12 protein-coding genes are annotated in these 15,279 nt (G+C 55.8%); 5 read left to right on the top strand and 7 right to left on the bottom strand.

Annotated elements, in window-relative coordinates; translation table 11 throughout:
* Positions 1-812, bottom strand: an 812-nt coding sequence (locus tag EAV90_RS34500) for a mannose-1-phosphate guanylyltransferase (RefSeq protein WP_164937232.1), incomplete at its 3' end; no start/stop codon positions are given.
* Positions 813-1,034: 222 nt separating this feature from the next.
* Here EAV90_RS34500 and gmd point away from each other — a divergent pair.
* Complete coding sequence (gene gmd, locus EAV90_RS34495) at positions 1,035-2,126, top strand: GDP-mannose 4,6-dehydratase (protein WP_129145959.1); 1,092 nt, start codon at positions 1,035-1,037, stop codon at positions 2,124-2,126.
* Positions 2,127-2,144: 18 nt separating this feature from the next.
* Here the strand turns inward: gmd and EAV90_RS34490 are convergent, their stop codons facing one another.
* From EAV90_RS34490 to EAV90_RS34460, 6 genes are all read right to left on the bottom strand, one after another.
* Positions 2,145-2,354: a hypothetical protein gene (locus EAV90_RS34490; RefSeq protein WP_129145958.1), complete on the bottom strand. Its 210-nt coding sequence runs from the start codon at positions 2,352-2,354 to the stop codon at positions 2,145-2,147.
* A gap of 44 nt (positions 2,355-2,398) precedes the next feature.
* Entirely contained in the window at positions 2,399-3,205 is an 807-nt protein-coding gene (locus tag EAV90_RS34485) for a ChbG/HpnK family deacetylase (RefSeq protein ID WP_129145957.1), read from the bottom strand.
* Positions 3,144-4,091: a glycosyltransferase family 2 protein gene (locus tag EAV90_RS34480; RefSeq protein WP_283810523.1), complete on the bottom strand. Its 948-nt coding sequence runs from the start codon at positions 4,089-4,091 to the stop codon at positions 3,144-3,146. The genes EAV90_RS34485 and EAV90_RS34480 overlap by 62 nt, the downstream gene beginning before the upstream one ends.
* Before the next feature lie 852 nt (positions 4,092-4,943).
* On the bottom strand, positions 4,944-6,248 hold the full coding sequence (locus tag EAV90_RS34475) for a WcaI family glycosyltransferase (RefSeq protein WP_129145955.1): 1,305 nt from the start codon (positions 6,246-6,248) through the stop codon (positions 4,944-4,946).
* 56 nt (positions 6,249-6,304) lie between these two features.
* Entirely contained in the window at positions 6,305-7,279 is a 975-nt protein-coding gene (locus EAV90_RS34470) for a GDP-L-fucose synthase family protein (RefSeq protein ID WP_129145954.1), read from the bottom strand.
* Positions 7,280-8,025: 746 nt separating this feature from the next.
* Positions 8,026-9,051: an ABC transporter substrate-binding protein gene (locus tag EAV90_RS34460; protein WP_245509688.1), complete on the bottom strand. Its 1,026-nt coding sequence runs from the start codon at positions 9,049-9,051 to the stop codon at positions 8,026-8,028.
* 341 nt (positions 9,052-9,392) lie between these two features.
* On the opposite strand from EAV90_RS34460, the gene EAV90_RS34455 reads away from it, so the two are divergent.
* From EAV90_RS34455 to EAV90_RS34440, 4 genes are all read left to right on the top strand, one after another.
* Entirely contained in the window at positions 9,393-10,778 is a 1,386-nt protein-coding gene (locus EAV90_RS34455; RefSeq protein WP_245509687.1) for an undecaprenyl-phosphate glucose phosphotransferase, read from the top strand.
* 139 nt (positions 10,779-10,917) lie between these two features.
* Positions 10,918-12,162 (top strand): glycosyltransferase family 4 protein, encoded by a 1,245-nt coding sequence (locus EAV90_RS34450; protein WP_164937230.1) that lies wholly within the window; start codon positions 10,918-10,920, stop codon positions 12,160-12,162.
* Positions 12,163-12,207: 45 nt separating this feature from the next.
* Positions 12,208-13,566 (top strand): lipopolysaccharide biosynthesis protein, encoded by a 1,359-nt coding sequence (locus tag EAV90_RS34445; protein ID WP_129145951.1) that lies wholly within the window; start codon positions 12,208-12,210, stop codon positions 13,564-13,566.
* A complete protein-coding gene (locus tag EAV90_RS34440; RefSeq protein WP_129145950.1) occupies positions 13,559-14,875 on the top strand; it encodes a hypothetical protein in 1,317 nt (438 codons plus the stop codon). The genes EAV90_RS34445 and EAV90_RS34440 overlap by 8 nt, the downstream gene beginning before the upstream one ends.
* Positions 14,876-15,279: the final 404 nt, after the last annotated feature.

Raw genomic sequence — 15,279 nt, 5'->3', positions numbered from 1 at the left:
GAGCCGACGTCGGACCAGCCGCACGATACCGGCACCACGGCGGCGCGCGAGGTCTTTTCCATCACCGCATAGTCGATCGAGATCGCCTTCGCCGCACCGAACGCTTCGGGCTCCAGCGTGACGAAGCCAAGATCGCGGCCGGCATTGTTGACGGCGCCGGTGACGGCGTCGACGCTGACCCTGCGATATTCGTCGAGCAGCACAGCGGCCGGGAACATGAAGTTGCCGCTGTTCCAGAGATAGCCCGAATTGACGTAGTCGGATGCCTTCACCGCGTCCGGCTTCTCGACGAAGCGCGCCACCGCATGCACCTCGCCGGAGATCGCCTCGCCCGGATTGATGTAGCCGTATTCGGTCGCCGGCCGCTCCGGCTTGACGCCGAAGGTGACGATGCGCCCGGCGCTCGCAGCCGTGAGGCCTTCGCGGCACGCCGCGACGAAGGCGGCATTGTCCTGCACCACGTGGTCGGCGGCGAGCGCGAGCACGATCGCTTCACTGGCGCGGTTCTGCGCGAACACCGCGCCGGCGGCGATCGCGGGGCCGGAATCGCGCCGCATCGGCTCGAGGATCACGTCCGCCTCGATGCCGATCTCGGCGAGCTGCTCCAGCACCATGAAGCGGTAGGCCGCATTGGTGATGACAACAGGACGATCGAACAGCGAGGGATCGGACACGCGCAGCAGCGTGTCCTGGAAGGTCGAGCGTGTGCCGAACAGCGGCAGGAATTGCTTGGGCCGCACCTCGCGCGAAGCGGGCCGCAGCCGCGTGCCGGCACCGCCGCACATGATCAGGGGGATTATGCGTTTGTCCAAAATCTGAAGCTCCAGGCCAACTTCAATTCACAAATCGTACAACATCCATAGAGCCAGAATTTCACCGTGGAAACACAAATTCGAAATAACCTTAGGAGGACCTCTGCTGCCTATTGCGCAGACCTCAGCGCTGTTAATCTAAGCTTGCATTTTCGACCCAGCCCATCTCCCTATTCTCTTCGTTTTCGAGTACGAACAGCCTACCGAACCCAGAGATTATTTATGACAAAGAAGCGAGCACTTATTACCGGCGTCACCGGGCAGGACGGCGCCTATTTGGCCGAACTTCTTCTGCAAAAGGGATACGAGGTCCACGGCATCAAACGCCGGACCTCCCTCTTCAATACGGACCGCATCGATCATCTCTATCTCGATCCGCACGAGCCCGATCCGCCCTTCCGGCTTCACTACGGCGATCTGACGGATTCCTCGAGCCTGATCCGGATCGTTGGCCAGGTGCAGCCAGACGAAATCTACAACCTCGCGGCGCAGAGCCACGTTGCCGTTTCGTTCGAAGAACCCGAATACACCGCGAATTCCGACGCCCTTGGCACTCTGCGCATCCTCGAGGCCATGCGCATTACCGGCCTGGAGAGGAAGGCGCGCTTCTATCAAGCGTCAACATCCGAACTCTATGGCTTGGTTCAGGAGATCCCGCAAAAAGAGACCACGCCGTTCTATCCACGTTCACCGTACGCGGTCGCCAAGCTCTATGCCTACTGGATCACGGTCAATTACCGCGAAGCCTATGGGATGTATGCCTGCAATGGCATCCTCTTCAACCACGAATCTCCCGTCCGCGGCGAGACCTTCGTCACCCGAAAGATCACGCGTGCTTTGGCGCGTATCCATTTGGGACTGCAGGAAAGGCTTTATCTAGGTAATCTGGATGCGCTGCGCGATTGGGGACACGCGCGTGACTATGTCGAAATGCAATGGCTGATGCTGCAGCAGGACAAGCCGGAGGATTTCGTGATTGCCACTGGGGTGCAACATTCGGTCCGAGATTTTGTCAATGTCGCAGCCAGCGAAGTCGGCATGACGATCCGCTGGGAAGGAAGCGGCATCGAAGAAAAGGGATATGACGCCAAAACCGGCAAGTGTGTGGTCTCCGTCGATCCCCGCTATTTCCGCCCCACTGAGGTCGCGACGCTTCTTGGTGACCCGTCAAAGGCAAAGCGGAAACTTGGATGGGAGCCCAAGACGTCGTTCGAAAGACTGGTTCGAGAAATGATGAAGGAAGATCTCGAATCCGCAAAGCGCGACGAACTGATCAAGCAGCACGGGTTTAGATATTATCCGCGGCACGAGTAAACAGGAAGGTTGAAGCAGCTAAGGAGTGAGCGCACGAATAGCCGCTACTCCTTTGCCTTCATCAAACGGTAGCGACGGCGAAAGGCCATTCACCCCATTAAGGCAACGAACCGGATCTCTTAGCGGAAGACCGATATTGTCGGCCGGGTTCGCGACGCCGTAATTCAATTGCAGCAGCGTGCGCAACATACCGCTGACGGACAACGGTAGACATTCAACCTGATCCATTTACCCTTTTCTGCGCAAAGTCCGTAACGAAAGTAGTCCTCAGGTCAGCTGCAGAAATTTAAATCATTCACGAGCTGATGAAAATTGATCAATTGAATACCGTTGTCCCAGAAGAAACAAGGTCCAGCGCGAATTAGCGGTTCGAATTCCCATCGACGCCAGGGTTCGGTCTTACCCGGATGGACAGACAGTTCGACAGTTCCATCAGGTAGTAGAGACGACAACAAATTGAGCCAATCGGACTCGTGCGGGTCAACCGCGCAATAATGCTCAGTTGTGCGCACTCGCGGGAAACGCCATGTGCAATAAGCATCAAGCAAATCGAGAGGACGATGCCGGAAATACAGATTTTGAGGCCTCCGCATTGCACCGATTTCGAGTCTTCCTAGAAGTGGCGCGATGACCTGCGCGACACTTGGCCATTTATGCAAATGACCATGACTGTCCACGTGGCTTATCCGAATGCCGCGATCCCGTAGACGGTATGCCTGCCAAACAAACTCCTTCTCAATGTCCGCCGCTAGAAGGCGACCGAGTAAAGCTCGGCGCCTCTGCATCATCGACGGTCGAAATTGCCCAACTTGGTCTGTCAAGGAGCTGGGGCATTTCGCCATAGCGCCATCAACGATATTAAAGTGCAGACCGAACGAGCAGGCATCGCCCGCACCTATCGCGAAGTCAATCGCGCGATCAATCTCTTTACCGCAAAGTAGCAGAGTTGCACTTGTAACGAGCCCACGCTCTATCAACTCGATAGTGGCATCAACCGTGTCGCGATCAAGCCCAAAATCATCCGCATTGATTATTAGTCGTCGCATTACCGCCCGAAGAAAGACCTTCGCCTCCATCATGCAGAACTAAGTGCAATCCAGACAGCTCCTCAAGTTGGGCGAGACGCGCAGTTGGTGGTAGGCATGCAATTTTACGGTCCCAGTCGACGATTCTAACTGCAACTAGAAACCGGTACCACAGCGCCTGGAAAGAATGATATACAACGCCCTGGTAGCCATCCAAGAAGCCGCCGAGAACAAAGAATCTATAAAAGAAGTAAAGAAAGGGCGCGAGAAGAACTGGAAGGCGATGGTAGACCTCAGACTTAAGTATTCGTTTTATGCGAGCGCTTCGCTCAAGAGATTGATTACTCGTCCGATGCTGGCGTAGTTTATATTTTTGAATCAGATACTCGACCGCCTCGCGGACCGAGTAACCGTTATGTTTGTCAATGAACAATGAAAAGTTATTAAGGTTGTGGTCGCAGAAGTGAGATTTGAATTCCACAATGTCGCCCGACTGAATTGCGACATGTTCATCCATCAAACGATTTTCAAGTCGACCGAATCCGAACCGCCAAATTCGGACCAATTTCAATGAATTGCGACCGCCGAACCGAATCCAACGTCCCATGAAGATCAGTTTGTATCTTAGCAAGATTCCACTAACTTGGGGCCGAAGCTCCGGCAATTTATTGTGCAATTCGGCAACGAGATCATCCTCGAGATATTCGTCAGCATCTAGCTTCATTACCCATTCGGTCGAGATTTTGAGATTATCAAGCCCCCAGTTAAATTGCTCAGCATGACTTATAAATTTGCGCTGATACACCTCGGCGCCGAGCTCGAGCGCTATGGTCCTCGTAGCATCCGTGGAAAATGAATCAACGACTATGACGCGGTCGGCGATGCGTTTGGCGGAGTTGATGCACCGCCTGATATGTTTTTCCTCGTTGAGAGTAAGGATTAATATTGTTAGGTTCAGTTGGTGCTCCTTCAGGAGAAATGCTTTACATTATCATCGGCAGATTCGCGCGTTCGCAAAAAAGATTGAAGGCCTCCAAGCGCGCTGTCTCCGTCCTCGTGGCGTGGGCATTTGGGAAGGCGAGACGTCGTGCAATCGTAGCGTCACGTCGCAGCTGAGTCGATACATCTATCACTGACTCATTGCCGTCAAGGCAGCCGTTGGGATAACCGAGCATTCGTCGCAAGTCTGCCACGGCCAGCCCTCAGCCTTCGTCTTGTCGGATCCGGGCGCGAGCGCCTGCACGATCGTCTCAATAACAAAATTTGGTTGGCCCAGCTACGCACGCTTTCCGAGTGAGCACCAGTTGATCACCACGAGTCGAACCACGCAAGGGCGTAATCTCAAGGCGGTGCGACTGTTCTTCGCCTCGACCGCCTCGAAGGCTTAGGGCACGGATCAGCGCATGGGCTTCGGCAGGGGCCGCGCGACGCTCTGCCGCAGACGTCCTCATTGGCGGATTCACAGCAGAGTCGTCGCCGATGCTCCGCTTCTCAGCACCCCGCTTCAAATCGCCGCAGCCTAGCAGCTGCAGGAGACGTGGCCGGCGACACTGATCCGTTAATGCTCTTAGCTTGCAGTTGCTGATGAATCGTTCCGTCATCTCGGGACCCCCGATAGATCTGGCCACGCGTATGCGATGATCTTCGCCGTGCGCGCCGCGCGTTCAGTCGGAAGCAGTCGCAGCGAACGCATGCTGAGGCCGCTAAAGCGCAAGAGGATCTGTCGAGCACCGAGGGCCCTCATCAGTTATGGGACCGGACGGCTTCCGCTACTTTGCGAGGCACAAATACTCTATCGAAGAACCGCATCCTCCACCGGCAGTGCAACGTTGTCGTTAGCGCCTGCCGACTCGCTTTCCTCTTTCCCAGTTGAGTTGGACTCGCCTGCCATGACCTCCGCCCACCGAAGAACGATAGTCCGCCGATCCCAGCGATCGAGGGCACGTTTTCGTCCTTCATCGCCGTAACGCCGGCGGAGTGCGGGCGCCTCACTGAGCTGGCAGATCGCAAGTTCCAAAGCAAATGAATCTCCCGGCGGAACCACGAGACCCGCGCCAGTCACTTCCGCCTCTAGCCCCGTACCTTCTTTGGCCATCGCGATAACCGGCCGCGCCGAGGCGAAGATCGCGCCAAGTTTAGACGGCAACACTAGGTCGGCTGCTGCCGCCTTCTGTGGAATGAGATGAAAATCGGCCGTTGCCATCAATTCATTGAAGCTCTCGTGGGGCTGAAGTTCGAGAAAATGAATATTGGAATGTCCGGCGCCCATCTGCTCGAGCCTCATCTTGTGCGGCCCCTCGCCCGCAAGAATAAAGTGAACATGCGGATGGCTTCGCTCCAATCGAATCGCAGCCTCGATAACTAGGTCAAGCCCCTGCTTATTCGACATCGTTCCGGAGTAGAGCGCAACGATATCGCCCTCGCCAAGTTTCAGCTGCTGACGGTATTTCGTCATTCGCGAACCTGGGCGAACCGCGCTGGTATCAATCCAGTTTCTGACCTCAAGCGCTTGGTTCGGAGCCAACCCCTTGATTGCTAGGCGCTGCAGCATCGCCTCAGAGATGGTTGAAACCTGATCGAACGACTTGAGGATCGCCGCTTCCGCTCTCAGCATCCCCTTGCGCAGAGAATGGTTACGCAGCAAACCAAGATCAAATGCTGCATCCACCTCGAAATCCTGGACATGGAGCCATGACTTGGCACCGACGCGGCGAGCGACGAACGATACGAAGGCAGCCGACATCAGAGACGGCGCGACCGCGACCATGACATCTGGCCGCCAAGAAAGCGCGTCAATAAGGACCGGCAGCATGCTACTCAATGCGAAAGACGCATGGTGAATCAGACGCTTCCCACCCGATGGCTGCGCAGGGACGTAAATCGGCGTGCGCGTGACGCGGACGCCATTGATATTGGTGGCCCTGAAATATGAAGCATTGAACCTCGTCGGGATCTTCCAAGTAGGATAATAAGGTGGCGCGGTGATCACCCTAACTTCGTGACCTTCGTCGACGAGGCTTTCGCAGAGCTCCGTATTATACTTCGCCACCCCAATGAGATCGGGCGCGTAGTTGATGCCGACTAGCAGAATGCGCATTGATATAATCCAACGAAAAACGATTTCAAAAAACTTGGCGAGAAGTATGGGGCTGCTCAACTCGCCCGGCTAACCGTAAAGTGACGGCCATGGCCCTGAAGGAAGTCTTCAAAAGCCGAAGCAAGCCCTTCCCGCAGCGAAGTGGTGGCGCGCCATCCAAGCACCTGAATACGTGAGCTATCTAGGAGCTTGCGCGGCGCACCATCAGGCTTGGAAGTATCGAAGATCAAACTGCCTTCGTAACCGACGACCTCGGCGATAGTCATCGCGAATTCGGCGATCGAAACCTCGTCGCCGCTCCCAACGTTAATTGGCTGGTCACTTGAATAGTGCTTCAAGAGAAAGACGCAGGCATCCGCTAGGTCCTCGACATTGAGGAATTCGCGAAGTGGCGTGCCGGTGCCCCACACGGAGACGCTGGGCGCATTGGCGAGCTTGGCTTCGTGGAAGCGCCGGATCAACGCGGCCGGGACGTGACTGTGATCCGGATGATAATTGTCGCCGCGGCCGTAGAGATTGGTCGGCATGACCGAGATGAAATCATCGCCATATTGCCGACGATACGCCTGGCACATCTTGAGGCCCGCAATCTTGGCGATCGCGTACCACTCGTTGGTGGGCTCAAGCGGCCCTGTCAGCAATTCGCTTTCGGCCATCGGCTGCTTGGCGTGCTTGGGATAGATGCAGGACGAGCCGAGGAACAGCAGGCGCCGCACACCAACCGCGTGACTCGCGCGGATCACGCTCAATTCCAGCGCAAGGTTATCGCATAGAAAGTCGACCGGGAAATTGTTGTTGGCTGCGATACCGCCGACCTTGGCAGCGGCATGAACCACGACGTCCGGGCGATTAGCCTCAAGCCATCTGAGCGTGGGTTCTTCCTTGGTCAGATCCAGCTCACGCCGATCAGCGGTCAGCACGGTGCAATTTTCCGACGCAAGCCGGCGGACGACAGCTGACCCCACCATGCCGCGGTGGCCCGCGACGAAGACACGCTTGCCCGTGAGATCGTAGGTTGAAGCCCCTGTCATCGTATCCTCTGTCAGCTTCCGGCGGGATCGCTACCGGTCGCTTTACGCAATCACGCTGCTGATGCAGCCCCGCCAATCTGCTAACACAATCTTCACCATACGACAGCCTGCCCCGGCCCAACAAAGATATTCATGGTGAACCTGCGCTGCGCGCACAAATGATCAGCACACCATGAAACAAAAACGAGCAAGGCAGCCGCATCAACTGTGCGACTGCCTTGGAAGGATTGGTGACAGGCGGCAGTCGCCGCTCGGTTTACTTCAATCTCAGTACGCCCGACGCAGGACCGGGCCGACCGGCGCGCAAACGCGGTCCATGTACCAGCCATAGGGCGTCTCGACCCGCACTAACGGACAGTGGCGCCGCGGCACATAACGGTAGGGATATGGCTGCGCCCAGAACGTGACAGGCGTCGCTTGGCTCTCACCTGTGAGCAGGGCGGCCGGCGCCGGCATCTGCATTGCGGCGCTCGCCCCGCTCGCTGCACAGAAGGTAACAGTTGCAGCCAAAAGACCTGCTCGCATCAACGTCCTAAACATCCAAAAAGCTCCTCGCCCCTGCGGATTTGATTCCGACACGCGCTTGTCAGACCCCAGCCGACCAACGTCATGGTCCGTAACGGGACTCCGCCACTAGCCCAAATAGTGAACCGAACTTTACCAAGGCCACCGGCGCAAATGCAACCGATGCGGGGGCGGCGAGGGCTTTTTGGGACCATATGGCGCGCAAGTGTGGCTTCTTAGTCCTATTTTTCCTCGTTCCAGGCGCCCGGAGCAGCGAGGTCGGGTGAACGGCGGTACACCTCCCGAAGGAACTGATAGTTGACCGTCTGAGCCAAAGGCACGTCTTCCTCGCCGAGCTTGGCGAACAGGAGGATATCCCGAAGCGTGCGCCAGCGACTTTCGTCGTAGTCGCCGATGCGGCCGCCGGTCGGCAGTACCAGCGGGCGCTGCTGCTGCAGCTCGAATTTCAGCCGCTCGGAATTCAGCCTGGCTGGGCCAGTGCCGGCGAGAACGGGCACGCTCCGTGCATAGTCCGCGTAGGTAAATTGCCATCCTCGAATGAGCCCTTGAAGGACCTCGGAGATCACGGACGGCTGGTCATGAATGAGATGATTGCTCGCGAAATAGACTTGGCCCGGGACATGAATGCCGTAGTCCTGCGGTTTGATGACGCTCAGCTTCAAGGAGCTCGGACTGGAGGGATCAGGCTGCTCGTCGACGGCGGCGATGATCGCATCCACCTCCCCGGCCCGCAGGGCTTCGAAGCTGTCGCGGTCGGGCACCTTGGTGATCTGGCTTCGGGGAAGCCCGAGCTGCGCCATCATAGCGCCGAAAACGACGTCTCCCTCGCTCGCGACGCGGTATCCGACCCGCTTTCCGACCAGATCAGCCGGCCGCCGCAATCCCGAGGCTTCGAGCGCGAAAATGGCGACAGAAGTATCCAGAAAGCTCGCAGCAAAGGCGGTCACGGGCACGCCACGCCAGCTCGCCAGGAGGAACTTCTGCCCGCTCGTCACGCCGATGGCTTGTTGGCGTGCAATAGTTTTGACAAAGTCAAGGTCTTCGGGCCAGGCCGACACCTCAATGCGGGAGGAGAAGTATCCCTGTCTGGATGCAGCGAGTTCGCCGGCAAACCGCGCGCCAGATGGCCCGTCCAGCAGGAGCTTGGTTGCGGCGACCGTGGAATCTTTCGGAGCTCGTATGGGGGGCGCATCGGGACGAAGGAGGAGAAGCGACGTTCCGATCAGTGCCACGGCAGCAAGGGCCACGGCGCGATAGCGCTTCCCTCTCGCCCGGGTTCGCCGCCGGGACTGGGTTCGAGGCAACGAGAAACTCTCTAATAGGTTTTTGAAATTTCATATATCAGTTAGGGCGAGAAAGGCTACAATGCAGCTTACGAGGTAAGGTTAATATTTCCTTCGCCTTGTTTTTTCAGCGATTTTACCCGATGCACAGCTTGTTCAGGTAATGAATTTTTAGTCAATGGTTTGGCGCGATGAAAACTCTTTCCCCTCGGCCGGTACCTGTCGCTGACCCCGCGACGGAAATTCGCGTGGTCGAGCAAGCTGCATCCATTTGTACAGGGCTTGCGCCCAGCTGGCTGCGTCCTTTGGTTGTTGAACGTTCGATCGTCGTGGTCGATGCCGCGCTGATCGTGGTCAGCGGGTTCGGCTGCTCGGTCGGCTATCACGCCATCACCGGCGGGACACTGGGGAAGGCCGACGTCTATGCGGCGGCCAGCCTGCTGGTGGCGATCAACTTCATCCTATTGACGATCGTGCAGCAGGGTTACCGCCTGAAGAACATCACGAACCTGCCCCGCACATTCCGGATGACGTTGACCACCTGGACCTTCCTGTTCGGCGCGCTGCTGGCGATCGCCTTCACGATGAAGGTCAGCGACGAGTTCTCCCGCGCTACCACGATCTCGTTCTACCTGGTCGGCCTTGCCACTCTGCTCGCCTGGAAGGCCGTGGCGGCGCGCTGGACCGCGCATGCCTTGCTGACCGGCGCCTTCGCCAACGGACGGGCGCTTCTGATCGCCGAGTTCGGCCTTGCCACCTCGTCCAACGCGGTCGAGGACCTCGGCCAGCACGGCTACCGCCTGATGCGGGTGATGGAGATCCCGGCCAAGGAGCTCGCCTCGCCCCTGCTACTCTCCTTGCTGGCCCCGCGTTTCGAAGAGCTGATCAATTACGCGCGCGAGCACCGGATCGAGCACGTCTTCCTCCTGATCAACTGGAGCCGGCAGCATGCAATCGACAGCATTCTGGACGCGCTGAAGATCCTGCCCGTGCCGGTGCATCTGGTGCCGGACCCTATCACGGCGCGCTTCCTCCGCTATCCGCTGGTCGGCACCGGCAACACCTTCACGGCCGAGCTGCGCCGCGCCCCGCTCACGTGGCGCGAACGCGCGCTCAAGCGCTCGCTGGACCTTGCCGGCGCGAGCCTTGCGCTATTCGTGTTCGCGCCGGTGATGCTGGTGACTGCGCTCCTGATCAAGCTGACCTCGCCGGGGCCGGTGCTCTTCCGTCAAACCCGCCACGGCTTCGGCGGGCGCGCGTTCAAAATCTTCAAGTTCCGCACCATGCGCGTGCTCGAGGACGGCGCGACGATCATGCAGGCGCAGAAGAACGACCCGCGAGTCACGCCAATCGGCAAATGGCTGCGCAAGACCTCGATCGACGAGCTGCCGCAGCTCCTCAACGTGCTCAAGGGTGACATGTCGCTGGTCGGCCCCCGCCCGCATGCGGCCGCCCACAACACCGAATATGAGCAGATCATCGGCAACTACGCCTTCCGCCACCACGTCAAGCCTGGCATCACCGGATGGGCCCAGGTTAATGGTTACCGCGGAGAAACCCGCACGCTCGAGCTGATGCAGAAGCGTGTGGAGCATGACCTGTGGTACATCAACAATTGGAGCTTGTGGTTGGATCTGAGAATCCTGATCACTACAGCTTTCAAAACATTTTCCTTGAGTGAGGTTTATTAAGCAAGTCTAACAACGGCGCCTAGTTGCTGCGAGAGCACATCGGGCCGATGTAGACTGAGGGGATGCCTCCTTGAAGGTGCTACCGCCCGATCAAATGACTTCCTGTGTCAGGGCCCCCTTGGCTCGTTGGAGTAAGATAATGACTGAGACGAGACGAGTCGGTGTATTCCATCCCGGCACGCAACATTCCTGGCAAACCGCGAGGGCGCTGCGGGACAGCGGCCTACTCGAATGGTACGCTACAACCATTTACTATGATCGCCGACGCTGGCCTTACAAAATAGAGGGATATCTGCCGGAGGCGCTTTCGAAAAAAGCACACCGAGAGTTTGGTCGCTTCTTTCACCCTGATCTAAACCCTCAGCAAGTTCGCACATTTGGTCTTTACCAGTGGGCAGCACGAATGGCAGCCCGTGCAGGTTGGTCGCGGTTCGCCGACATCTTGTTTTCCAAGAGCCATTCGACATTTGCCGAGAAGATGGTCGACCTAATTAAGACAAATCCTATCGATGCTGTTTGGGGGTATGACACAGCAGCGCTTGAAACTTTCGAGTTTTGCCGGCCAGAGGGAATCGATTGCATCCTCGATTGCACGATTGGGCACCCGCGCGTCTACAATCGTATCATTTCAGAGGCTTATGAAAATTATCCGGAATTCTTCTCGACACACTCGCTGATTTCAGCGAGAGAAATCGATCGAAAGGATCGAGAACTAGAATTGGCGGACCAAGTTGTTGTGGGATCTGAGTTTTGCGGAAGAACTCTGGCTGAGGGTTACCAAGGAGTCGGAGCGATTCGAGAGAAGATCAAAGTGATCGACTATTGCTTTGATGACAGATTCTTTGATCTTGGCGCCGCTCCGATCTCTCGGCCCGTTCAACACCCCATTAGTTTCATTTTTGTGGGCCAGGCTGGGCCAAGAAAAGGTCTTCATTTGCTGTTGAAGGCATTTGATCGCATACCTCGCTCGGCCGCCAGTTTAACTGTCGTCGGAAACCTCTTAGTGCCCCAAAATGTGTTCGCTCCATATGCGGAAAGGGTCAGACACGTGGGGGGGGTACCCCGAAGCGAGGTAAGAGAATTTATGACAAATGCCGACTGCATGATTTTTCCGAGTCTTTTTGAAGGATCTGCTCTTGCCGTGTATGAAGCGCTCGCATGCGGTCTTGGGATTATTCAGTCAGAGAATACAGGAATAGTGATTGATGAGAACACCGGAATTGTTCTTCCGTCCCTGACGGAAGAAGCTGTCTATAAAGCCATTATGACGGTGGTAGAGGACCCCTACACCTTGATGAGCTGGCGCACGAATTCATCAGCAAGAGCTGCGAATTACACATACTCTCAGTACAGAGATGCTGTGTGCGAAGTGCTAACTCACTGATCCTCCAAGCGCTTGATTTAGTCCGCCGCCTCAGGTTCAGCGCAAATGAAACGAGCCTTCCTGAATGGCTTCACTGTTAACGTTGCAAGTCAGATTGTAACGGCAGCGCTGCAATTCATTTCTATCCCGGTCTACATTTCTCAATGGGGCGCGCCAGCCTACGGAATTTGGCTACTTTATTTCTCCCTACCCGCATATTTGGCGGTAATGGATCTCGGTTACTCAACAGCGGCCGGAAACGATATGACCTTGGCCGTAGCAAAGCAGGACTATTTCGCCGCGAGAAGGACATTCCAGACGAGCTGGATCATAACCGCTACTTTGAGTGTTCTCATTGGGCTGATCGGAGCAATTGTTGCCTTCCTAATTTCTGTTAACGATTTTCCACAAACTGTCGATGTGCCAGGGCCTACCGCTCGAGCGATCTTCATTCTTGTGTTGTTGTACGGCTTGGGGGCCGTGCAGATGAACATGATCATTGCAGCATATCGCTCTGCACACCTTTACGCTCGTGGCGTCGCGCTCACGATGATAGTGATCGCACTGGAGTCGAGCTTCTCGTTGGCATTAACTCTCGCAGGCTATGGATTACTTGCCAGCGCGATCGCGTACACCGTCATCCGCTGGCTGTCCATTCCAGCTTGTTGGGCGGTATTGAGGTTGGGAGCTCCATGGCTATCTTTATTCCCGTTCGCTGGCACTAAAAATGAGCTTACGCGCTTGCTTCGACCAGCATTGGCGTCCCTTTCGCTTCCTTTTGGATTCGCCGTTACCCTCCAAGGAAGCATCGCAGCGATCGGCTTTTCAGTTTTGCCCGCTGCTGTCGCAGCCTTCTCAACTGTTCGCGTGGTTACCCGTACTCCTTTTCAGCTTGCCAATGCCGTCAGCAACGCCGTCATGCCAGAGTTCACATTGGCAGTTGGAAGATCGGATATCGGACGAGCGCAAGCGCTTTTCGTTCTTAACGCCACTCTACTGGTCTGCATTCTGGTGCCGGGTTGTTTAGCTCTCGCTCTCGTTGGCGTGCCACTTGTGAGGGTCTGGACCAATGGACATGTGGATCCTCCTGTTGAATTGGTTCTAGGGCTCACATTAGCTGCCGCCTTTCACGCGAGTTGGCTGTTCGTTGCCAACTTGCTGCTAGCCGTAAATCGACATCGCGTGTATGCGTCCGCCTACCCTATCGTAAGCATATTCGGAATAGTCGCTGTCCGAATTGTGGCACCTTTAGGTCTTGCCACCGTGGCCATACCGCTTGTTGCGATAGAGCTGACGATGCTGCTAATCGTTTGGTGGGAGTTTGATAAGTTTATGAGAATAGCCTGGACAGAATTGTGGAAGGGCTTCTTTGATTTGTTAGCTCAATTTCGTAAAGCCATTTGGCGCGAGCGCAGCAATGTCTGAAGCCCTTTTCTTTGCGTGGACGTCCTTCGCAGCAGCTTGGTGTATATGCGCGTATTATAGTCTCGTTATCAGGAGGGCGCCCTTTTATCATCCGATCAATTTATTTCTGGCTTACTTCCTAGTTGGATACGCCTACTCGGCTTTTGCTGATTGGTATCTCGAGCATTCGTTTCTGTGGCAATACACAGGAGTTCACCCGACGGCCTCAGACGTATACTTTACGGCATTTATCTCAAATGTGGGTCTATTTACGTTTGTCTTTGTCCCGCCACTTCTCGTTCGAGGCGTGCACACCGGCCTCGAAATGCCGCGCACGAAATTAGTCGTAGCAAATAAACATCGTTTCGCGCTCGCCGCTGTCTTCTTTACGATACTTGGGCTAATCGGCACTCGCTATACCATTCCGACAGACAATACCGTATTAGGCTATAGAGTTGCGGAAACTCTGACCGGAGAGCAGAGACTGGTCGACTTATCGGGCTATCAAACCCTCCCAAGCCACTTCTTGGTTGCTCTCCTGATGATCTGGTACTTCCGATCTGGTGTTACCAGACTGAACGTTTTAGTAACGATCCTCTATACGATAGTGCGCTTTTATCAAGGAAACGAGCGATTCGGATTTCTGGCACTCGGATTCTCACTGGTAATTGCGATTGCCGTGAGGCGCGGCATAAGATTGCCTAAGCTGCGCTATTTAGCCTTTGCGCTCGTTCTTGCCGCAGCCTTTGACATCCTGGGGACTAACCGGCTGGCCATACGAGATGTTTTGGCCGGAAATCGAACGTTCGGGGAAGTTGTGCAGGAGTATCAAACAAAAAATTCGGGTGAATTACCGCTAGCGAATCTAAGAGAGTTCGACTGTACTGCAATGGTTGTCGCGCTAGTACCTGATGCAACGGGCTTCAACTGGTTCACCCAATATCTCAGACTGTTTATCTGGCCAATTCCTCGGTATCTCTGGCCAGACAAGCCAGTCTACACCGCAAATATCGTGTGGCCTTACTATGGACGATTCTTTGGACAAACAATTTCGATGATGGGCGACGCGTATTCAAACTGCGGCCTGATGTCGCTCGTACTCGTCATGGCGCTTTATGGAATTGGCCTATCCTTTCTCTACAAGCGCGCGCAGATTACAAATTCCCCAGCTGTATTCTTGGCAAACGCCATTTTTGCCATATCAACTCCCGTGTTATTTCGTGATGGGGAAGTTGGAGCGTACCTGTTCATTTTTGCATGGCTTTTCGTAGCTTTGTGTTTTTCAAGGTTTGGGGGCCTGAGACTCGCGCGGGCCGCTAGGGAGCAGTAGCACCCGTCTCTTGCATTTGAGGTATCGGGGTTCGGTCCTTTACGAATCGGGCGGGAATTCCGGCATAGACCTTCCAAGGATCGAGATCTTTCGTAGCCACAGCTCCAAGGCCCAATACCGCCCCGTCCCCAACTCGCACGCCCGGTTGCACCGTTGCGCGCGCGCAGATCCACGCATAGCGGCCGATTGTGATTTGACTCGAGACGAGTGGAAAATGAGGCTTCATATAGTCATGCGTTGCGCCACATAGGTATGCCTCTTGTGACACGATGGCATAGGTGGCAAGACTGATCGGAGCCGGATTGTAAATTATGGCCCCATCAGCAACCCCAACGAAATCGTCGCATTTTAGATTCCAAGGCGCCCAGACCTGGGCCTTCGGATAGATCCTGCAGTCTCGTCCA

The sequence above is a fragment of the Bradyrhizobium vignae genome (assembly GCF_004114425.1).
Classification (GTDB): domain Bacteria; phylum Pseudomonadota; class Alphaproteobacteria; order Rhizobiales; family Xanthobacteraceae; genus Bradyrhizobium; species Bradyrhizobium vignae.
Note: the sequence above shows the minus strand (reverse complement) of the source record. Positions and strands in the feature narration are given on the sequence as shown.

Excerpts from the sequence above, each read along its gene's own strand:
- gmd (WP_129145959.1), top strand. The coding sequence starts at position 1,035 with ATGACAAAGAAGCGAGCACTTATTACCGGCGTCACCGGGCAGGACGGC.
- EAV90_RS34490 (WP_129145958.1), bottom strand. The coding sequence starts at position 2,354 with ATGGATCAGGTTGAATGTCTACCGTTGTCCGTCAGCGGTATGTTGCGC.
- EAV90_RS34485 (WP_129145957.1), bottom strand. The coding sequence starts at position 3,205 with ATGATGGAGGCGAAGGTCTTTCTTCGGGCGGTAATGCGACGACTAATA.
- EAV90_RS34475 (WP_129145955.1), bottom strand. The coding sequence starts at position 6,248 with ATGCGCATTCTGCTAGTCGGCATCAACTACGCGCCCGATCTCATTGGG.
- EAV90_RS34470 (WP_129145954.1), bottom strand. The coding sequence starts at position 7,279 with ATGACAGGGGCTTCAACCTACGATCTCACGGGCAAGCGTGTCTTCGTC.
- EAV90_RS34450 (WP_164937230.1), top strand. The coding sequence starts at position 10,918 with ATGACTGAGACGAGACGAGTCGGTGTATTCCATCCCGGCACGCAACAT.
- EAV90_RS34445 (WP_129145951.1), top strand. The coding sequence starts at position 12,208 with ATGAAACGAGCCTTCCTGAATGGCTTCACTGTTAACGTTGCAAGTCAG.
- EAV90_RS34440 (WP_129145950.1), top strand. The coding sequence starts at position 13,559 with ATGTCTGAAGCCCTTTTCTTTGCGTGGACGTCCTTCGCAGCAGCTTGG.